The organism is Bacillus sp. FSL M8-0063 (genome assembly GCF_038005545.1).
Classification (GTDB): Bacteria; Bacillota; Bacilli; order Bacillales; family Bacillaceae_G; genus Bacillus_A; species Bacillus_A wiedmannii.
In genome coordinates, this window is the sequence record NZ_JBBOTJ010000003.1 from 295,447 (window position 1) to 317,234 (window position 21,788).

The window sequence follows — 21,788 nt, forward strand, 5'->3', positions numbered from 1 at the left end:
AAAGGTGTATATTTTCATTGATATGTAAATATGCACCTTTTCTATTGTATTTGCAATTTAATAAAGTTAATTTGAATTTATGTAACGCACATATATGAAGCCATCCTTTAAAAAAGGAAGTGATTTATCATACACATTCAAGCTGTGAAAATACCAAAGAATATTGAAAGTCATTTGTTTAAGCAACTTAGTAACTTGGTTTCAAATGAGAAGAAAGAACGAATGAAGCGTTTATTAAACTCATGCGACGTTAATAGGACCCTGATAGGGGATTTACTAATCCGATCTCTAATCTGCCAAAAGTATAAAATTAATAATGAAGAAATTAGATTTATATATAATGAGTATGGAAAACCTTTTGTTGAAAATTTTTCTGACTTTCATTTTAATCTGTCACATTCAGGAGAATGGGTGGTTTGTACTACTGCTAATTTTAATGTGGGTATTGATATAGAAAAGGTTTCAGAGATAGAGGCTCTTAAATTAGCAAATGAATTTTTTTCAGAGGAAGAATTTTATGATATATCTAATATAAATGCTGATGAACAAATTAATTATTTTTATGATTTATGGACATTAAAAGAAAGTTATATAAAAACGATTGGAAAAGGGCTTTATATCCCGTTAAATTCATTCTCTATAAAAAAAGAGTCACCAACTTTAATTTCATATAAGTATATACCTCAAAACTTTTACTTTAGACAATATAACATTGAGCCAAATTATAAGATATCTGCTTGTGCAACAAGGGATGAATTTCCGCAAGAGATAATAATTAAAGACATTTATGCAATTTGCCAAAATATATACAAATTTGAAAGTAAGGAGAAAATCAATGCAGAAGACTAAACTTTTTTGCTTTCCACATGCTGGGGGATCTGCGTTTAGTTACGCAAAATGGAAAAATCACTTTAATCCATATATTGAGGTAGTCCCGATAGAGTTAGCTGGTAGAGGATATAGAATTGAAGAAAACTTGTACCAAAGTATGGAAGAGGCTGTGAATGATGTCTACAATAAAATAGTTATGCAGATAGATGATTCGCCCTACATTCTATTCGGGCATAGCATGGGAAGTTTGATCGCCTATGAAGTAGCCAGAAAAATAAAAGATTCTAAAAACGTATCGCCTGAATTTCTTGTTTTGTCCGGTAGAAATCATCCAAATAGTAAAATAAAAAATATCCGACATAATCTTTCTAATGAGCAATTTAAAAGAGAAGTTATTGCAATGGGAGGTACACCGTCCGGGGTACTTCAATCAGAAGAATTAATGGAGATTTTTCTCCCAATTCTAAGAGCAGATTTTAAAATTGTCGAGACATATATTCATGACAATAATATACAACCGTGTGATATTGATTTTCTTATATTTAATGGGGAAAATGATGAATTTACTACATATGATCAAGTAATAAAATGGGAGCAATATACAAGTAAAACGTGTACTCTTCATTCTTTTGAAGGTAATCATTTCTTTCTAAATGAAAATATTGAAGAAATAGCAAAGAGTATTATAAGAAAGTTAGATTTTAAAAGATTATCAAATAGTTTTTAGAGGTTTTCTAAGTATATTCATGGCTTAGGAACAAAATATTAAATATGAAAAATAAAGGAACTGCTGAAATATCACTGAATAAGGGCATTGAAGCCTAAACGAACTTTTCAAAGGTAGGAAAAAAGACTCATTGAATCGTAAGAGTTACTTCCCGTATTTATCTAAAAAAGTGATGCAACTTATTTGCAACACTTTTTAAATTTTTACCAGAGAGTAATTTAGTTAATTAGTAGAAAAAGGAAGGGTCTATTTGGCCCCTTCCTTTTTCTCATACATAACGCTTGTTGACAACTTATGAAATAATAGCATTCATCGCTATTAAAATATAACACTAAAAGCAATTAATTAGATATGTAATTGTGCATACATTGTACTATTTCATGAATGGGAACAAAGCTATTTATCTCTTTCGGGCTAGGAAACCAATAGACTCAGGTATACTTTATGATAATAAATTTCCTTTCTTATTATAAAAAAAGAAATAATTAGTACTCCATAAAATTAAAAGAAACGCCATCCTTTCCTATGATTCTACAGAAAGAATATCGTATCTTTTCATTTTAGGGGAATTTTTGAAGAAAGAATTAATAGTATTAATAGAATATGTAAAAATACTCCGATATTTAGTTAACAGTTTTATACTTTCTGAATAATATCTAAATAAATAGATTATAATATATTTTGAATAAAAAAACACAAGCATTGCATAATAAATAAAATATTCCTTATCTATTAATTATTGAAATTCTCTAAATCTCGATGTATTATATTCTTGTATTTTCTCACTTTGCGAAGCTGAGAAAACATCATCACTTCTGAAAGAACCCTAACTCCAGCGGGTTCTTTTGATTTACTTGAACTTATTTTTGAATCATTGTATTATATTTTCGAGTCTTACTTATATAAATTATTATCAGGGGAATCTGCAGATTTGCAGGTTCTTTTTTATTTTCATACTATTAATTTTTATACGTGTTTGGTAAAAAATCAATGAGTTACAAAAAATTACTATACCGAAATCTAGTTCGGTATAGTAATGTGCATATATAAGATCCCACTTTACAATATCCCCCGAAAGGAGTCATAAAAATCTATATTTTTTTAATTCAGTTGCAATTACAAAACATTTTTTAAAAAGAAATGCATGTAAATGCACATTATATTTTATTCCATAACTCTCTAACTTTTGTTCACGATAGTCTGATATTGAAAAAAATAAAATATTTGGTACGACATCACTTTGTTTTTAGATAGTTTTGTAATTAAACTATAATATTGTATTTTTTCTGCATTATTGAAATTAGTAATAATAAAATGTATTATTGAAAAGCACTATTTATAATTCAAGTAATCAAGGCTATGTATCCACAATAATTCGAACATTCAGAAATTATAATATTATCTAAAAATGAGGTGAGATTAATAGAAAAAGTACATATTAAATGGTATGGATTGTATAGTTTAAATGATTTTTATAGTAGAGAAGAAGCTTTTAAGAAGGGAATATTTGCAATCTCTAGAGTATATGCTAAAAATGAAACATTGATCTATATAGGAAAAACCAAAAGAAGCTTTATACAAAAGATAAGGGAACTTAATAAGGATTGGACTTTTGATGAAAGCGAATTAAAGATTACATTAGGAATAATAGAGTTTCCTAGTGGTGAAAGTTACTCTGAAAAAAAGGTAAAAGAGATAAAATCCCTTCTGATTTTACGACATACCCCAGTAGAAAACAACACATCTTTATTGTACCATAGAGGGCAGTTTAATTTAAAAATTATAAATAAGGGAAGAAGGGGCTTAATTGTTAAAAAGATTTCTACAGGAGATCTAATGTGGACGTAATTGGAATCATCTTTGAATAAAATTGAAGGTTTCTTACGAACAGGAGTTTATCAATTTTTAATGTATTAAAATATTTTGAATAACATATGTCAGATGCTTGAAACAACACAAATTTTATTATGATATGAAATCTTGTATGGGAATTGTGATTTATTTCCATCGTTTAATAAAAATATTAAGAATTATAAGAATAATGCATAAAGATTAGAAGAGAAAATAAACTCGGGGGTTTAAAAAATGGGACAAGTAAGCAGGTTTCAAGAAAAACAACAAAATCGTCGTAAAAAGGTGGTTTTTAATATTGCATTTACTTTGGTATTAGTGACAGTTGGTATAGTGACATACCAGTTGTTTTCCCCTTCTGATACATCAAAGAAAGCAATTGCTCAAGAAAAGAAAGCAACAAAGTTAGAAGAGAAGAAACGTAAAGAGAAAGAAGCAGCGCAGTTAGAAGAGAAGAAACGTAAAGAGAAAGAAGCAGTACAGTTAGAAGAGAAGGAACGTGAGGAGAAGGAAGCAGCGCAGTTAGAAGAGAAGGAACGTGAGGAGAAAGAAGCAGCGCAGTTAGAAGAGAAGGAACGTGAGGAGAAAGAAGCAGCACTGTTAGAAGAGAAACAAAAAGCAGAAAAATCGGTAAAAATGAACGGAAATGAAAATAAAGAGGGAGAAAAAACGGCATCTCAAGAAAAGGGTTCTCAAACTAATCCTTCTTGGAAGCCAATTGGTACAGTGCAAGGAGCAAAACCTGAAATGAAATTTAAAGAAGGGACAGTAGATTGGAGTGAGATGAAACAAGCAATTTCTTATGCTGTTGATGTTCCAGAGAGCCAATTGATTTTCGATTTTATTGGGAATAATGGTGATAATAAAGCCTACGGTAGTGTACGAGATAAGCAAAGTAATAAAAAATATAAGGTTGATATTGATTGGGTAGAGAATCAGGGGTGGAAACCAGCATCTGTTCAAGTGCTGAAATAAATAATAGAAATGTAATTATGTGTTTAAAATTTTACTTTTGTAAAAACTCACAAAAGAGTCCGTATCAATCAGGACTCTTTTTGTTATGTTGACAGCATTAATTACTTGGACTCATTTGTTAGATCCTGATGCGGACCAACTTTGATAATCAATAAAGTCTCATCTCGTGTGAGCGTTCATCTATTAACCAAAGAACAACAAAAAAACGATTACAGGATTAAGTTGTACAAGAAAATAGAAAGGAAGGAAATATTCTCCTCGTAGTAAACGACTTAGTAGTATCGATCTTTATATGACCAACACTCCTGTACCTAGTGAAAACAATGAAAAGCTCAAGGAAAGAAAACAACAAAGATAGAAGGGAAACACAAAGCAGAAAAATAGGTAGTTACATGTGAATGATTTGAAAAATCTTCATTATAAATTTAGGGTAACTTCACATAGAGCACATATTAATATTTTATTATTTATATGTAATGAAAGAATAAATAAAGTGAATTGTATTTCGTTCTGTTTTTAAAAATTTAAAATTCCCTTATTTTTATATAAAGGTTTTACATCGGAGTTTTAAATATTTTGGAAATAGATCAAAATAAAAGGAGTTCATATAAAAGGGGAATGTCCTATGACAACATATACAAGTGAAATGAGAAAAAGTTTAGTTTCAGAAGAAGATGTAGATATTTTGAAAATTATGGCGCATCCAATCCGCTTACAAATTGTAAATGAATTAAGTGCGAGAAAAACGTGTAATGTAACACAATTAACAGAATTACTGAATATTCCACAATCGACGGTTTCACAACATTTATCAAAAATGAAGGGCAAAGTGTTACGAGCTGAGCGAAAAGGTTTAGAAATTTATTATCATATTCATAATTTAAAAGCGAGTAAGATTGTAAGTGTTTTAGGATATATAAACTAATGAAGTATTTTCATATAAAATAGCCGCTACTGGTGAGAAGGGGCTATTTTGTGTTCAGCTATCTACTTCTACCAATAATTCTGTTAATTTAACACGTGGCAATACACTGTAAATAAGCCTAGTTAAATCTTCAACTTCATCTGGAATCATTTTCTTTAAAGGTGAAATTTGGATTTTTCCTGCATAGATTGAAACGTCTGGCAATAGTTGATTTTGAATTAAATGATTTACCTTAGAAAGTTGCTCTTCCATTAACTGAAATCGCTTCTGTAAATACTGATCGATATTTGTTGGAATTGTTAAAGGAACTTGTTTTTTATTCTTCAATTCAGACCATTTTTCTTGTGGTAATAGATACTCTTCAAAATCCTTATATTGTTTACTTCCTATAACCCACATATCCCCAGAACGGAGGTGATTACATAATTCTGAAAAGACACCGAATTCATAGTAATGACGATTAATACCATTATCTTTGATTACATGTTTGAACCATTTTGACTTAAAAAAATCCATCGGAGCTGTTTCAGGAATTTTTCGTTTTCCTGTTTGATTTATTTCTTTTAATGTCTCTAAAGCCTGAAATAAAGTATTACTTGCTTTAGATGCTTTAAATAAATAAGTTCTTAATAATCTGGGGGCAAACTTTCGAAAATGACCATAGTGATTATCTAGTAGTTCTAAATAATCAAATTCTGCCTGTTCTACTAATTGTACAAACTGTTCCCATGAAATGATAGATTGTAAGGATTCAAAAGGATCTTGTTCTAATTCTTTTGCTTCAATTAATGCTTTTCCAATTTTGGCGTATAAACGAACCTTTTCATTAATCGCTTTTCCGTCTTTTTGAAAGTGGTCCTTATGTTTCTTCTCTCCTCGATTAAACATTCTACCCATTAGCTTCTCAAGCATTTCTATCCCTTGATCTGTTAAAAAAGCATAAATATGAATAAGAAAAGCCATAAGGATTGCGTGGCGTTTGAGCTCATGAAACCTAGATAAATGTTGATTGGAATAACGTGATCCTTCACGTGCCATCTGTAACAATCGATTCTGATGCACTTCTCGACCATTATCTAATGGTAAATTTAATTTTTGAATAAACTCTATTCTCTCCATAACCTTATGGAAATTTTTAACAGAAACAACACCTGGAGGTTGTCAAAGCCATGATAAATACGAATACTTGTATCCTTTTCCTATGCTTAATAACTTATATAGTTGCTTACATTGAGAAGAAGTAAGACTTCTTGTTAATTGTTTAAAGATCCTTCTATGTGATCGTTCACGTACAGCCCATGCTAAATGTTCAATTGCATATATAGCTGGTAGAATGATTTTTCTTTTTCTCATTTCTATAACAAGAGCCTCTACTAAAAGATGTCCTTGATCTGGTTTCATTGCCATAGGAAGAAGCCAACTTGCTAACTCTCGATATTCTTTTATAGTAAACGTTCGAAATCCAAATGTACCTCTAATTTTAATGAGATGTTCACGACGAGTTGTATCACGCTCACGTGCGTAATTTTGTATAGCTGAAGGTGAAATTCCTAATTGTTTAGCAATCGTATGTACAATAAAATCCGGAATTTTTTCATTTACAGATAATGGTCTTCCAGGAAAACGTAAGTATGCAATTTGGATGGCAAACCCTAATCTATTAGCGGCTCCACGCTGTTTATTTATAATCTGTAATTCTTCATCAGATATTGTGTAATAGCACAGTATCTCCCGTTGATCCATGTATTCAGGAATTTCATAAAAATACGCCCTTTGTGATGAAGTGAGAAGCTCCCTTGTTACCATATTATTTCCTCCTATTTATTTAAATATCGATAAACCGTAGTACGAGAGACTCCAAGCATTTGAGCTACATCTTTAATAGGAGTTTTATTGGCAACAAGGGTTTGTATCATATCAATTTCCTTGTCTTTTAGTTTCTCTGGTCTACCACCAAAGCGCCCTCTTGCTCGTGCAGCAATTCTACCAGCTTCCGTTCGTTCACGAATCAAGTTACGTTCAAATTCCGCAAAAGATGCAAATAAGTGCAACATAAGTTGACCAGTAGCACTTGAACGATCCATTGTAATATTTTCATGAACACTATAAAAACTGATCCCTCGTTCATTCAATTCATTAACAATCTGAATAAGATGTCGCATAGTACGACCTAAGCGATCTAATCGCCAAACTACCAAGGAATCACCAGGACGTACATATTGAAACGCTTCCTCTAAGCCTGGCCTTTTATCTTTAACCCCACTTAATTTATCTTGAAATATTTTATCGCATCCATAAGATTTCAAAGCATCAAACTGTAAGTCTAAATTTTGATCAATTGTAGATACTCGAACATATCCAACCTTCATTCCTTTTTCTCTCCTTTTGTTCAATAACTTAATTCTATATATTTATCTGAACATAGATAAGTTTACAGGGTTTTTGAACATGAAAAAAGGAGAAATCCTATAATTTTTTGTTCCATATTAACGTGTCCAGAAACATACAATTTTCTGTACACATAGTACAGTAATATATGTTAATTAAAGTAAATTGGATAAAAAATATTAATGGATATATTGAGTTATTACCTATTCAAATACCCTTACTAATATCAATTCATTTTTTTAATGAAAATCATCTATATTCTGAAAAAAACCAATCCATTTACTCTTTAAATTTTTATTAATAAAAAAACAAAAGATATAAGCTTTATTTGATATTAATTGCATTTTAGGGCGTATGTAAGATATTATTTCTTTTAAATAAATTAACTTAAAAATTAAATATAAAAAGCCAAACAAACTTTAAAAATCACACTTAAATTAGAGGAGAGTACGATATGAATACAATCATGATTGTAGAAGATGATATAAAAATCGCTGAATTACTGGGAACTCATATTAAAAAATACGGATACCAAAGTGTTATGATAGAGGACTTTGAAAATATTTTAGATATATTTCAAAAGATTAAACCAGATCTAGTCCTATTAGATGTAAATTTACCTAGTTTTGACGGTTATTATTGGTGTCGCCAAATACGAGCTATTTCTACTTGTCCAATTGTATTTCTATCTGCAAGGAGTGGAGAGATGGATCAAGTTATGGCTTTAGAAAATGGTGGTGATGACTACATTACGAAACCTTTTTATTATGAAGTTGTAATGTCTAAAATCCGTAGTCAACTCAGAAGAGCATACGGTGAATATGCTCCCAAAGTAAAAGAACGGATAGTTGAGCAATCAGGGTTATTCCTGTTCCCAGAAAGAATGGAACTTCAACTAGATGATAAGGCAATTTTACTTACTAGAAAAGAAACAACTTTATTGGAAATATTGATAACAAAGTCTCCGCTCCTTGTAAAACGTGAAGTGATTTTAGAACAACTATGGGATAGTTCGTATGTAGACGAGAATACATTGAGTGTAAATATAGGTAGAATTAGAAGGAAATTGCAAGATTTAGGTATCGAAAACGCACTGGAGACAGTTCGTGGTGCTGGATATCGTCTGCATGCTACTTGGGAGGAGGAAGGAAAGGAATAATGAAATTATTTTTACAAGAACATATTCCACTTATTTGTTATACATTTGCCCAATTACTTATCATCCTATTTATATATTGGTTTGATGGTTATCCACATATTTTGACAGCATTATATTCTGTATTTTTGGGTGTTTTTTTATTAATGGGTTATTTAATATATCGTTATTATAGTCATCGTTCATTCTACAAGCGTCTATCAACACCAATAGAAACTTTAAATGATTTAATAAAAGATAGTGATTTGACTCCATTATCAATGGCATTAGATAAATTACTACAAACTCAATATCGATATTATCAAAACCAATTAAAAAAATGGGAACGAAAACAACAAGAACAAATGACTTTTATGAATCAATGGGTTCATCAAATGAAAACACCTCTTTCTGTTATTGAGTTAATTACACAAGATGCCGATGACTCTCGATTTGACAGTATTAATGAAGAAACGGAAAGAATCAAAAAAGGATTAGAAATGGTCTTATATGTTGCTCGTTTAGAAACATTTGAACAGGATTTTCATGTAGAAAGATTGCAATTATTGGGAATGATTGATTCTGTTATTCATGAAAACAAACGTCTGTTTATACGTAGTTATGTGTATCCAGAAGTAAAAGTAGATCCGAGTCTTATTGTAGAAACAGATAAGAAATGGTTTCGATTTATACTCAATCAAGTACTGTCAAATGCAATTAAATATTCATCAAGTAAGAAAGGGAAAGTAATAATATCGGCATATTCAAAAGGACGAGCAATTATTTTGGAAGTAAGAGATTATGGAGTGGGCATTCCTACTGCTGATTTACCACGTGTTTTCAATCCATTTTATACTGGAGAAAATGGTAGGGAATTTAAAGAGTCTACGGGAATGGGATTATATCTTGTTAAAGAAGTATGTGAAAAATTAAATCATAAGATTGAGCTAGAATCTGAGGTAGGTAAGGGAACGAAAGTTAGAATCGTATTCCCGTATGCCTCTCGTTAACCGATGAAAGAAAGATTATTCATCGGTTTTTTCTTTTGAATCTTACAAACTTGTTAGATAAATGTTAGGGAAATCGATAGGAAAAATCCTATGCAATATGTACATTGTATGTAGAATCAAAACTGAAAGGAGAAAGGAATTATGATACAAAAGCAACGTATTGAAATAGTTGATTATTTACGGGGATTTGCGCTTATAGGCATTACTTTTACAAATATATTTCAAAACACGAGTATGGTGAGCACTGATGCCAATCCTTATTTTAGCTCTTTCATTTACACTTTCATGGTATCCAAATTTATTTATATATTTATGTTCCTTCTAGGCTTATCTTCTGCATTATTAATGTCAAATTTAAAGAAGAGGGGTGAAAGGGCAAATTTAATATATATCCGGCGTTTTAGTATCCTGTTATTAATTGGTGTTACATGTACATTTGTAGGGGTCCCTGCCGGTGGATTATTTATTATGTATGCAATTTATGGGCTAATAGGATTTGTATTTCAGTATATACCACCGGTGATTAACATTGTCGTTTTTATCGCTATTGCAATATTGATTTGGTTCACACGTGACATGGTTTTAATTGAAGGTGAATCAACTAATAATCAAATTGTATCTTTAGTAAGCATGTTAAGCGGGCTTTCAATGGTTATTTTAGGGATATTTTTAGGACAGGTATCTTTTTTCAATCACCTACAAAGATGTAAGGTATTACTTGTAACAGGTTTAGTCCTCCTATTCTTTTTAACATACTATTCTTATGGCTGGATGAATAATTTTAGTTCTTTCGTACTGCCCCTATTTTATATTGTTGGCTTAACCATTTTAAGTATGATTCCCATGGTAAGAAGTATGTTCTCATGTTTAATCGCATTTGGCCGAATGTCTATGTCAAACTATATTGTGCATACATCGATTGTTTTTGACTATTTAGAAAATGAAAAATTCTCATTCTTAACCTATTTAGGTATCGGTCTATCCATTATTGTTATACAAATTATTTATAGTAATATATGGTTAAAGTACTTCAGAATGGGACCTTTAGAATGGATATGGCGTATGGGGATATATTGGAAGAAAGTTAGAATCGTCGGTTCATTTGCGAAAGTTTCTAACTTTAAAGAAAACAAAACCTGTTAAAGAAGTATGTGGAAAACTAAATCATAAGATATTCCCGTATGCATCTCGTTAACCGATGAAAGTAAGATTACTCATCGGTTTTTTCTTTTGAATCTTACAAACTTGTTAGATAAATGTTAGGGGAATCGATATGAGACATACTATATATAGGTTACACTTCATGTATCGAAAAGAGAAATGGAAGGTGAAATAATTGTGAAGATACTACATGTTTCAGATTTAGGGAAAGTTTATCCTGGGAAAATTTCTTATACAGCATTATCCCATATTGATTTAAAAATAAACAAAGGTGAATTTGTAGGAATTATGGGACCATCTGGGAGTGGTAAAACAACGCTATTAAATATGGTGTCTACTATAGATGCTCCAACATCAGGAGAAGTATTAATTCATGGAGAAAATCCATATCTGTTATCTCCAGATCAGTTGTCTTTATTTCGAAGACGTGAATTAGGATTTGTTTTTCAATCATTTAATCTCCTTAATACATTGACAGTGAAAGAAAACATTGTTCTTCCACTTACGCTTGATGGTGTAAGTCCTCGAGAAATGGAAGAGAAAGTTGAGGCTATTGCTGAAAAACTTGGGATAACTAAAATATTAGATAAACGTACGTATGAAATTTCTGGTGGACAAGCACAAAGAACGGCAATCGCACGTGCTACTATTCATAATCCGAAATTATTACTTGCGGATGAGCCTACAGGAAATCTGGATTCAAAATCTGCTAGTGATGTGATGGAATTATTGACAACGCTTAATAAAGAAAATAGCACAACGATGATGTTAGTGACACATGATGCAATGGCTGCAAGTTATTGTGATCGAATTGTGTTTATCAAAGATGGACAGTTATACAATGAGATTTATTGTGGAGATAATCGCAAAGTATTCTATCAAAAAATTCTAGAGGTTTTAGCATTATTAGGAGGAAATGCACATGACTTTTCGACAATTCGCATTTAATAACGTCATTCGAAGTAAACGAACATATTTGGCTCATTTTTTAAGTAGTACGTTTGCCATTATGATTTTCTTTACGTATGCATTACTTGCATTTCATCCAAATTTACAAGGCGATCTTGCTGCCAGTGTAACAATCAATACATTTGCAAAGTCAGGATTACAGATATCGCAGGGGTTAATATTTTTCTTCTCATTCTTTTTTATCCTATATTCTGTAAGTGCATTTTTAAAAACAAGAAAAAAAGATTTTGGAATTCTAATGCTACATGGGATGTCACGCCCACAATTGAACAAATTAGTATTTATTGAAAATATAATAATTGGTATCGCTTCCACTTTAACAGGAATTACAATTGGAATGGCGTTCTCTAAGTTTATCTTAATTATGAGCAACAATTTGTTAATGATTGATAAAGGACTCCCATTTTACATGCCCTTTAAAGCAATTGGGATAACATTTGGAGCGTTCTTCTTATTGTTTTTATTTATTTCACTTTTCACTTCTCGACTAGTAAATGTAGAGCAATTAGTAGAATTAATAAAAGCAGAAGAAAAGCCAAAGCCTGAACCAAAAGCATCCTTTGGGCTATCTTTATTCGCACTTATTTGTATTGGATTAGGATATACGGCTGTTTTCCATAGTGTTCACGCAATTCATTACATGGATATGAAATATGTATTATTCATGATGGCGACAGGGGTGAGCTTTGTTGTACTTGGAACGTACTTCTTATTTACACAGCTCAGTGTGTATGTGTTACGTGTATTAAAGAAAAGGGAAAATATTTTCTTTAAGAAAACAAACATACTCACCATTTCAGATTTAGTGTATCAATTAAAAGATAATGCAAAAATGTTTTTTATGGTAACTATTATTTCTGCTGTTGCCTTCACTGCAGTGGGAACTTGTATGGGATTAGGTAACTCATCCATGGCTGAATCAAATAGTCCCTTTGCATTTTCTTATAAGTCTTATAATAATAATCCTTTAGAAAAAGAGCATCTAAAAAAAATAGAAAGCGAACTCAATAATGGTGGGTTTAAATTCAAACAAGTCGCTTATTCAATAAAACAAATTCCAGATACCCTTTATAACAGTAATGTATTATTAAGCGTTATAAAAATAAGTGATTACAATAGGTTAGCAGAGTCATTTGATTTTGAAAAAGAAAGCTTAAAAGATCAAAATAGTAGTTTTGTCATTCCTTCAAAAAAAGTCGCTAATGCAAAATCTAATCAAAATGACTTTCAATTGTTGCATGGAAATATAAAAAGAGCTATGCATGTAAATAAAATACTAACGTCAAAAGAACTACAAGATACAAACATAACGACAATTATTATTCCGGATACTGTATATAATCAAATGATTGTGGATCCAGAGAGTCACTACGGTCAATTCACTATCAATGGTTTTATTGTGAAAAATTGGGATCAAACAAAAAAGGTTGCTGAAAAAATCGTGACTACTTTAAAGAAAGATAATCAGGGTATTAGTGAACTTGAAGTATACAACGAACAATATACATTTTCGTCTTTAATTTTTACATGGATAGTGATGAAACAAGGTTTTGGACTTGCATCTATCATGAGTGTATTAATAGGTATCGTTTTCTTTACTTTTGCTGCAAGCTTTTTATATTTCCGATTATATACAGACTTAGAACGAAATCAGCAGCAATATAAAATGATAGCAAAAGTTGGTTTAAGTAAACCTGAATTAAAGAAAATTGTGTCACGTCAACTTGCATTGTTATTCTTTTTACCAATTGCAATAGCGATTACACATAGTACAGTTGCTTTTATGGCCTTACAAAAGTTAGCCAATTTTTCAGTCTTGGGTAGTTCCGTTGTGGTATTGATTTGTTTCTTAGTTATGCAAATTATATACTTTTACTTTGTTCGTGCTCAATATTTGAAAAAAATGTATAAAACAATCTTTTAATTTAAAAAGAAGGAGAATATAGGATGAAAAAAAGAATTGGATTATTAATAGTAGCTAGTATTTCGATTACCATGTTAGGAGCATGTTCATTATTTGGTACAAAAGACTCTCCAGCAAATGGAATTTCAATAGAAGTAGGAACGATAAACGAACAAACAAGAAACTCTATAATTGACTCATACAAAGATATAACAACCTCACAAGACCTATATCAATTAAAAGAAGGGACTATAGATAATAATAAGCTTGACATAAAGTTACCAACTAAATTTGGGGATTCTATGGATACTGCTACTAGTAATTTACTATTTATTAGTAGAACAACTGCTGAAAAAATGAATACAAAGGGATTTATTCGTGAAAGGGATAATAACGAGGGGCTCCTATCTTCAGTCCCTCTTGATTCGTTACCAAAAGTAGAAAAAGATGAAACTATCATATTTGCAAATAAAGAATATAAAGACTTGAAAGAACTAACATTTGATGAGAAAAAAATGAATGTTCAATATAAAGGGGATGTATGGCTATCTCCATATCGTGGTGGATCCAACGTAATCCTATTAATTGTAGATGATACATTATTTAAAGAAATAAATGGGAAAGAACAAACAAGACAATTTCTATCTTTTAATAAATCTTTTGGGAATCTTAACTTAGTCAATCAAGGGAAAGCACCAGAATTAAGAAAGGAAATAGATAAAGTGAATACGGCTTTAGGTACTGAGGACGAGAGAGCTGTTAATTTTGTGAATATTACAGAAAAGTAAACAAATATTTCTATATAGAATAGAAAAAGTTAAAACCTATTAAACGATGAATGAAAGTTCATTTATTACTTTTTTCAAATATGATTATTTTTAAGGACACAAATAAGTGGATCAGATTTTTTAGTTATAATAAAAAATCTGATCCACTTTTGAAATTATAACTATCATCTAAATTTACACACTCGTTTTTTGTGTCTAAAATGTGTCTAAACGTACAATTTTCCCGCATTGATATGGTGACCCCACATAGCTTATTATAAATTGTTTTAGGGAGGGGTATAAGTAATGGCATATACTTTAAATGATATTTGTATCGATGTGTGTCTTTTAGTTACGTTTACTCCGAGTGGTGGGGTAGAATCAATTGTAAGTGGTGGAGAAGAGTGTGGATCTAGTCCTAGTATAGTGATTAATTGTGATGGCTCAATTACCATTACATTACCATTAGTAGCTTGTTTATCCCTCGTATTAAATGACGACTTAAGTGTTGGAACATCATTAACAAGCTTGTCTTTTAAAACTTCTTAAGTGAGTTACTAATTTTATAATACTTAGATTAATAATATTGTTTACTTATAAATAGAGTATTTTCTTAAAAATCATTTTTATTTCTGCTTTAATAGGGATAGAATTACATGTATTAATGGATTTTATTCCTATAATCGGATGACTGAGTAAAGAGATATCAAAGTTATTATAGGTTTATTTTAAGAAAATAGATAATTTAGGAAGACCACTTCCTTTATTGAAAGGGGTGGTCTTTTTTAAGTTGAGGTTGTATTCTCGTAAATAACTGTTGTTGTTTTCGAAAAATGTTTGATTAATTTAACGTTATGATCCCTGATAGAAGAACAAAAAGAAAAAGTGCATTCGGAAAATTTTTTTTATTAAAACACGCTTTTTCTAAGTTCAATTGACTCATTCTTTTATACAAAAGTTGGATAATTTTTGTGATTTTTGCTCAATTAAAGATATGAAATTTAACTGAATAGAGATTTTTCTCGGAATAGTTGAGAGTTTTATGCCCTTGTACAAGAACAAAAAAGTTTGGATGAGTTTGAACTTAGCTAATTTTACCCTGATAGGCATGTGTTTCTCTCCCAGGGGTACGGAAACGATTCTCGGTATGAGGGGCCACTCTGGGATTTAATTACAAATCAAAAAAGAACTTTATTCAAGTTCTTTTAATCTACGATACAGAGCGGCCGGACTCACACCAGTAATTTGGTATATTTCTTTAACAGTTTTATTGGTATGCTTGCGCAATTCAATCGCATGATTCATAACTGGGTGCTTATCCGTATATTTCTTTACTCTTCCTCTATACACTCCTTTTTGTTTTGCTAGCTTTATTCCCGCATGTTGTTTTTCTTTAATCATTTCACGATCTAATTCACTAAAGGCAGCCATGACAGTTAAGAAGAACTTACCCGTTTGAGTTCTTGTATCAATTCCTAAATTTAAAATTGCAAAGTGAACATCCTTTTCCCAAAATTGTTCTACTAACTGTAACAGTTGAATGGTACTTCTACCTAAACGATCCATTCTAGTTACGACTAAGGTATCCCCAGTAGTTAATTTTGAAAGTAACGTATCTAACTCCGGCTTTTGTTTTGTTACTCCACTAATTTTCTCTTTTATGATTTCATCTACTCCATATTTTATAAGTTGTTCAATTTGTGTATCTAAATTTTGATCTTGTGCACTTATACGTGCGTATCCATAGACCATTTTCATCCCTCTTTTTGTACATATTTTTGATAAGTGTTATTGAGAGTCTATGAGTCTATGAGACTAATAATATCAAGGAAATGATTTCTTCTCAATAGGGTACACCCTATTGAGAAGGTGAATATGCAATTATGCATATTTGTATTTTTTTATTTTATTATTAATTAAATGCAATATATAATTAAAAGGTTTTTACGAATTGATAAGGAGATGCGAGTATGAAGAAAATCATAGGACTTATATTATCATAATTTTAATTATTTTCTACCTATGCACCAATGTTTAAAAAGGAAGTCGAAGTTTTAAATCAAATAGGCCGCGTCAATGAGAAAGGAGATTGGTATTATTATGGATTTCGTCAACATAATGCGAATTTTACACTAAGAGATTTTTAAATTAAAAAACTTAGTTTTACTGTATGTTAAGAAGGTTCCATAAATGGGTTACTCCATTTAAAAAATGAAACATCTTATGAATCAATTATAGGTCAGACAGAATGACTTAGGTTGTCCTTATGCGAAATATCAGTATGAATAGAAATTTGATAATTATATAAAACGCCGTAAATGAAGGATAAAATAAGTGCTGATTTTGCAATTATATTTTTAACAATTGAATAGGAGCTATTATGAATACAATTAAGAAATTATTTTTAAGTTTTATGGTATGTATTTTATTATTCAGTACAGTAGGAACAGCGTATGCAGAACAAAATGGTCAAGTGAATTTATCATCTTTTATTGACGTTCCTAAAACTCATTGGGCGTATAAAGAAATGATGTATATGGTGGAGAATAAGATCATAACAGGATACGGAAATGGGTATTTCGGTGCAGCGGATCCTATTACTCGCGAACATCTCGCTGCTTTCTTGTATCGATATTTAAAACCGCAAGATAGTACAAATAATCCATTTGTTGATATTGGTGACAGAAATTTCAAAAAGGAAATTTTGGCACTAACAGCACGTGGTATTTTCAGTGTAAATGCTGAAAAAAAATTCAATCCGAAAAATAATATGACACGTGCCGAAATGGCAACTGTGCTTGTCAAAACATTCGATTTAAAACCGCAAGGAAATGTAGAATTTACGGATATGAAAGGTCACTGGGCCAACGAATATGTCAAAATATTAGCCGGTAACAACATAACAAGTGGTACAGGTGACGGAAACTTTAATCCAAATGGCATTGTTACTAGAGAGCAATTTTCTATGTTCTTATATAGAACGATTATGAAAGTAACAGATATGCAAAATGATGAATCAGTTGGCTGGGTGAAGGAGAAAGAGAATTGGTACTATTACAACAAAGATGGGAGTAAGCAAAGAGATAACATTACGTTAGATGGAATAGAGTACTCCTTTTTTAAAGATGGAAGGCTATTCCAAGGAAGAAAGCAGGTAGGGAAAGATACTTTATATTATAGTGAACCTGGTAAACTAAAGACTGGATGGAGTTTTTCTGCAACTTCATGGAGCTATTTAAAAGATGGGAAGTATGTGACAGGAACATTTACCTATCAAGGAAAACCATTTGAAATTAATAAGTACGGGGATATGGAAAAGGGATGGATTACTCTACGTTCTGCTGTTAAAAGAATCTATCCAAAGCCAGAAACAAAATTTTTATTGACATCTAAGCCTGTAAAGGATGGAGATGTTTTAGAAGTCATATCCAAGCAAGGTTTATGGTATCAGGTCAAATATCAAAGAGAGGTTGGATATGTTCGAATACTGGAGTCTGTTGTAATTGGTGAATCACCAGTTCGTTCATGGGATGTAACAAAAGAAGCAACGAATTTGTCTCAGTTTATGATAACTGAGTATCATAAAGATCCTGAAAAGTACTTTCCATCCAATATTCAAAAGAAATTTGATAAACAATTAGATAGTGATACAGAGGTTCTTGCGAATGGATTACAATGGATTGATCAATTAAAAGAAGCACTTTATTTAGATAATCAAAAAGGGTGGGTACAAGAAGAAGGAAAATGGACGTATTATAAAAAAGATGGGCAAAGAATAACAGGTTTCCAATCAATTGATGGGAAACGCTATTATTTTGGTGCCGATGGTTTTATGCAAACGGGCTGGTTACATACAGGTGGATATGATTATTATCTGGGAACCGATGGTGTAGTGCAAACCGGAATCCAACATATTGATGGCAAAATCTATTACTTTAGTCCATTAGGTTCTGTACAGTCAGGTTTTACAAATGTTGATGGGAAGCCGTATTATTTTGATGCTTCTCATGAATCAAGAAATGGTTGGATAAAGCAAGAGTTTAACTGGTACTTACTACAGCCTTCAGGTGCATTACAAACAGGAGATTTTACATATAAAGACAAGAGATTCTCGTTTAATCAAGACGGAGAAATGATTAAAGGGTGGGTTACATTAGAATCCCTTGTTAAAAAAGTATATCCTGAGGCAGACTTGAAAAAAGCATTACGTGCAAAAAGTGTAAATAAAGGTGAATTAATAGAAGTAGTGGGGAAAGTCGGTTCTTGGTATGAGGTTAATTACCAAGGCGAAAAGGGATATGTGCGCATTCATGATGCCATTATTTTTGATCAGGAGGCTAAAAGTCCACTCACTTTGCTTGATGGAAAAGTAAAGATATTTGAAGGTGTATTAGATTATTTAAAAAGTGATGAAACACTCATAAATAACACGATTAAGATTTTAGAAGAAGAAGAAAATCGTTTGGTAGATGATGCAGAGCATTGGGAAAGTATTTCAAGGAACGTAAACAACGCAAAGCAAGATGTACAGCATAAAATACAAGTGATGAAAGAAGCACATGGTAAGTTACAAGAACTAGTAAATGCAATGAAAGGTGATATAAAAAATTTAACCGTTACCCAAAGGAAAGAACTTGTAAAATTACTTGGAGCTGATGGAAAAGAATTACTAGATTTTGGTGTAGAGACATACAGTTTTATACTCCAGTATTATGAATCACTTATTGAGGCCTATGTTGGTTATTATCAAGCATTAGATGTGGTTTCGGCCAAAGCCATTGAATGTCAAAATGAAATTAATAAAGATATTCATCAAATCACATTGAATATGCAAGAGTTATCGAAGGGGTTATCTGGTGTAGTTAAAGATTTAGGACCAGTTGTAAATAGCTCCATTAATCTGAAACATTCCATTGATGAGGCAAAACCTGGGATGGAGGAACTTGTACAAGTAACGCGAAAAAATGCTCCAATTATTGCGCAAGATTTACAAGCATTGGATGCGAAAGTCCCAGGATTCTTCACAGATTTCAACATGGGATTAGACCTTGCAAATACATTTATGGACTCCGCTAATAGAATAGCAAGTCATAAGATTGATATTCCTGCTGCTGCCATCAATGTTGGAAATATTGACTTGAGTAATGCACTTCGTGATTTAGGTGGCGATCCATCTAGAGTATATGATCGTAAGAATGATGGAGATGTATCATTCGTATTGGGTATGACGCCTATAATTGGTACAGGAAAAGAAATTGGACAACTCATCAAAGGGGAAGACTTAGTAACAGGTCAAAAATATGATCCAGAAGATTATGTATGGGGTACATTGGCTGTCGTATCTGGTGGTACAACACGGGTTATCGGTAAAGTTGTAGGGAAGGCTGGAGACCTTGAGAAGAAAGGTAAGGCTTTAGAAGCGGCAGCCAAAAGTACAAAATTTACGAAATATCCTACGGGTTTTGATGAAGTCGCTCAGTACATAAAACAAAATAAGAAATTACCGGATAATTTCATCACAAAGCAACAAGCTGAAGCGCTTGGTTGGGTGAATAGGGATGGGAATCTGCATAAAGTTGCACCTGGTAAAAGTATAGGTGGCGATATATTTGAAAACAGAAAGAAGCAACTACCAAATGCACCTGGTAGAACATGGTACGAAGCAGATATTAATTATGTTTCAGATTATCGTGGTAATAATAGAATTGTCTATTCCAGTGATGGACTAGTTTATAAAACTTCAGATCATTATAAAACATTTACTGAGATAAAGTAGGGAGAGTATGTATGGAATTTTTAAAATTAGACGGTAGACAATTTACAAGTGAAGAGGTATTACACAAAGTATTAAAGGAAAAACTAGATTTACCTCATTATTATGGAGAAAATGCTGATGCGTTATGGGATTGTCTAACAGCATGGGTTATTCTTCCTTTAACAATAGAGTGGGAGTATTTTAAGGAAAGTAAAAAAATGTTAGGTCAAGAGGCAGATATAATTCTAGAAACATTTCAGGATGCACAAGAAAAAATGCCTGGTAAGTTCTATATTGTTGTAAAATAATTTAAAGGATCTTAGGTAAAAATAAAACCCGTGGAAATATTTAATTTCTACGGGTTTTATTTTTAAGAAATATTTATTGTTGCTCTAAATTTATTATATAAGATTTTACAGCTTGTAATAAGAATTCTTCCTGTCCCATACCTGCACTCGCTGCCATTTGAACTATTTTCTGCTTAAATTCATGATCTGCATGAAAAGTTAATGGCTCTACATTACTTTTAAAATAAATTCCTTCAACATGTGGAAGTATCGTACCGGATTTCATATGAGAATGTAAGTATTTAATCTCTTCTTGAAATTGCAATGGATCAACTTGTAATACGAAAGGTTTAATTTCTAATTTAATAGTATCAGATGAAACACTCAATCGCATATTTGTGACACCTAGCTCTTTATAAAATAAATTTATAAGATTATAAGTAATGGAATTAAATAGTTGGGGTTTTTTAAAGGAAAAAGATAAATACCCTCGTTTTGTAATTACAGCTTGCTTACGGAAAGGTTCAAAGGAGTAATCATGTTCTTTATACGTGGATAAAGGGAAGATTTCTTCGTCTTCTGTAAGAATCTTGCCGTCTGCTCCATTAATTTCTATTACTCTCCCTATTTTCCCCGTATGTTGATGTGTTAATAATTGATATAAATATATATCTTCGTCTTGAATCTTAGCAATGAATGTTTTTCGCTCTTTTGATGTAGTTTTTTCATAAGTAAGTTGAAAAGTTTCAAGGTCCTCTTTATTAATGATATATACTTCTTTTCCGCGCTTTTCAATCTTTGAAGCAGGTAGTTTTCCAGATTTGATATATGTAAAGACAGTAGATGGTGCTACATTCAGAATCTCAGCTGCTTCTTTTGTACTATAACCCTCAATCTCTTCGATATCTTTTAAACGTTCAATATCCTCTAAATAGAAAATCTTACTACCGAATTGCTTCCAGTTATCTTTATATACACATTCTATTAATCCATTTTTTTCTTTCTTTAAAATTGTTTGTACCGTTACTCCTAATAAGTCGGCTGCCTCTTTTGTCGTTACAGTAGGTTTTGTAATGAACAATAAATCTTGTGTCATGAAAGGAC

17 protein-coding genes and 1 pseudogene are annotated in these 21,788 nt (G+C 31.5%); 14 read left to right on the forward strand and 4 right to left on the reverse strand.

What is annotated here, in order from left to right; genetic code table 11:
• Nucleotides 1–144 precede the first annotated feature (144 nt).
• The 5 genes from MKX31_RS27740 (at nucleotide 145) to MKX31_RS27765 (ending at nucleotide 5,309) form a co-directional block, all read left to right on the forward strand.
• Nucleotides 145–849 (forward strand): 4'-phosphopantetheinyl transferase family protein, encoded by a 705-nt coding sequence (locus MKX31_RS27740; RefSeq protein WP_088047357.1) that lies wholly within the window; start codon nucleotides 145–147, stop codon nucleotides 847–849.
• Entirely contained in the window at nucleotides 836–1,558 is a 723-nt protein-coding gene (locus tag MKX31_RS27745) for a thioesterase II family protein (protein ID WP_064474287.1), read from the forward strand. Before MKX31_RS27740 ends, MKX31_RS27745 begins: the two co-directional genes overlap by 14 nt.
• Nucleotides 1,559–2,971: 1,413 nt before the next feature.
• Entirely contained in the window at nucleotides 2,972–3,406 is a 435-nt protein-coding gene (locus MKX31_RS27750) for a hypothetical protein (RefSeq protein WP_002004029.1), read from the forward strand.
• Between the two features lie 237 nt (nucleotides 3,407–3,643).
• Nucleotides 3,644–4,384 (forward strand): YrrS family protein, encoded by a 741-nt coding sequence (locus MKX31_RS27755; protein ID WP_222655518.1) that lies wholly within the window; start codon nucleotides 3,644–3,646, stop codon nucleotides 4,382–4,384.
• A 625-nt stretch (nucleotides 4,385–5,009) separates the two neighbouring features.
• Entirely contained in the window at nucleotides 5,010–5,309 is a 300-nt protein-coding gene (locus MKX31_RS27765) for an ArsR/SmtB family transcription factor (RefSeq protein WP_088047359.1), read from the forward strand.
• Between the two features lie 57 nt (nucleotides 5,310–5,366).
• Here MKX31_RS27765 and MKX31_RS27770 read toward each other — a convergent pair.
• Together MKX31_RS27770 and MKX31_RS27775 are read right to left on the reverse strand one after the other, a co-directional pair.
• Nucleotides 5,367–7,115, reverse strand: a pseudogene (locus MKX31_RS27770) (DUF4158 domain-containing protein); the annotation flags it as partial.
• Between the two features lie 11 nt (nucleotides 7,116–7,126).
• Entirely contained in the window at nucleotides 7,127–7,678 is a 552-nt protein-coding gene (locus tag MKX31_RS27775) for a recombinase family protein (RefSeq protein WP_222655519.1), read from the reverse strand.
• A 473-nt stretch (nucleotides 7,679–8,151) separates the two neighbouring features.
• On the opposite strand from MKX31_RS27775, the gene MKX31_RS27780 reads away from it, so the two are divergent.
• The 7 genes from MKX31_RS27780 (at nucleotide 8,152) to MKX31_RS27810 (ending at nucleotide 15,191) form a co-directional block, all read left to right on the forward strand.
• Complete coding sequence (locus MKX31_RS27780) at nucleotides 8,152–8,856, forward strand: response regulator transcription factor (RefSeq protein ID WP_048517110.1); 705 nt, start codon at nucleotides 8,152–8,154, stop codon at nucleotides 8,854–8,856.
• Complete coding sequence (locus tag MKX31_RS27785; RefSeq protein WP_340981784.1) at nucleotides 8,856–9,842, forward strand: sensor histidine kinase; 987 nt, start codon at nucleotides 8,856–8,858, stop codon at nucleotides 9,840–9,842. Before MKX31_RS27780 ends, MKX31_RS27785 begins: the two co-directional genes overlap by 1 nt.
• Nucleotides 9,843–9,983: 141 nt before the next feature.
• On the forward strand, nucleotides 9,984–10,985 hold the full coding sequence (locus tag MKX31_RS27790; protein ID WP_064474285.1) for a DUF418 domain-containing protein: 1,002 nt from the start codon (nucleotides 9,984–9,986) through the stop codon (nucleotides 10,983–10,985).
• A 195-nt stretch (nucleotides 10,986–11,180) separates the two neighbouring features.
• The gene (locus MKX31_RS27795) at nucleotides 11,181–11,951 is read left to right on the forward strand and encodes an ABC transporter ATP-binding protein (protein ID WP_272939127.1); all 771 of its coding nucleotides are present in this window, start codon (nucleotides 11,181–11,183) and stop codon (nucleotides 11,949–11,951) included.
• Complete coding sequence (locus MKX31_RS27800; protein ID WP_222661463.1) at nucleotides 11,926–13,896, forward strand: FtsX-like permease family protein; 1,971 nt, start codon at nucleotides 11,926–11,928, stop codon at nucleotides 13,894–13,896. The genes MKX31_RS27795 and MKX31_RS27800 overlap by 26 nt, the downstream gene beginning before the upstream one ends.
• Nucleotides 13,897–13,919: 23 nt before the next feature.
• On the forward strand, nucleotides 13,920–14,663 hold the full coding sequence (locus MKX31_RS27805; RefSeq protein WP_222655524.1) for a lipoprotein BA_5634 family protein: 744 nt from the start codon (nucleotides 13,920–13,922) through the stop codon (nucleotides 14,661–14,663).
• A 285-nt stretch (nucleotides 14,664–14,948) separates the two neighbouring features.
• Nucleotides 14,949–15,191, forward strand: a complete 243-nt coding sequence (locus MKX31_RS27810) for a hypothetical protein (protein WP_222655525.1) — start codon at nucleotides 14,949–14,951, stop codon at nucleotides 15,189–15,191.
• A gap of 642 nt (nucleotides 15,192–15,833) precedes the next feature.
• Here MKX31_RS27810 and MKX31_RS27815 read toward each other — a convergent pair.
• Entirely contained in the window at nucleotides 15,834–16,394 is a 561-nt protein-coding gene (locus tag MKX31_RS27815; RefSeq protein WP_340981785.1) for a recombinase family protein, read from the reverse strand.
• Nucleotides 16,395–17,022: 628 nt separating this feature from the next.
• On the opposite strand from MKX31_RS27815, the gene MKX31_RS27820 reads away from it, so the two are divergent.
• Together MKX31_RS27820 and MKX31_RS27825 are read left to right on the forward strand one after the other, a co-directional pair.
• Nucleotides 17,023–20,418 (forward strand): S-layer homology domain-containing protein, encoded by a 3,396-nt coding sequence (locus MKX31_RS27820; RefSeq protein WP_340981786.1) that lies wholly within the window; start codon nucleotides 17,023–17,025, stop codon nucleotides 20,416–20,418.
• Nucleotides 20,419–20,429: 11 nt separating this feature from the next.
• Entirely contained in the window at nucleotides 20,430–20,705 is a 276-nt protein-coding gene (locus tag MKX31_RS27825) for a barstar family protein (RefSeq protein WP_154132225.1), read from the forward strand.
• Nucleotides 20,706–20,778: 73 nt separating this feature from the next.
• Here MKX31_RS27825 and MKX31_RS27830 read toward each other — a convergent pair whose 3' ends face one another.
• Nucleotides 20,779–21,780 (reverse strand): helix-turn-helix domain-containing protein, encoded by a 1,002-nt coding sequence (locus MKX31_RS27830; RefSeq protein WP_222655528.1) that lies wholly within the window; start codon nucleotides 21,778–21,780, stop codon nucleotides 20,779–20,781.
• Nucleotides 21,781–21,788: the final 8 nt, after the last annotated feature.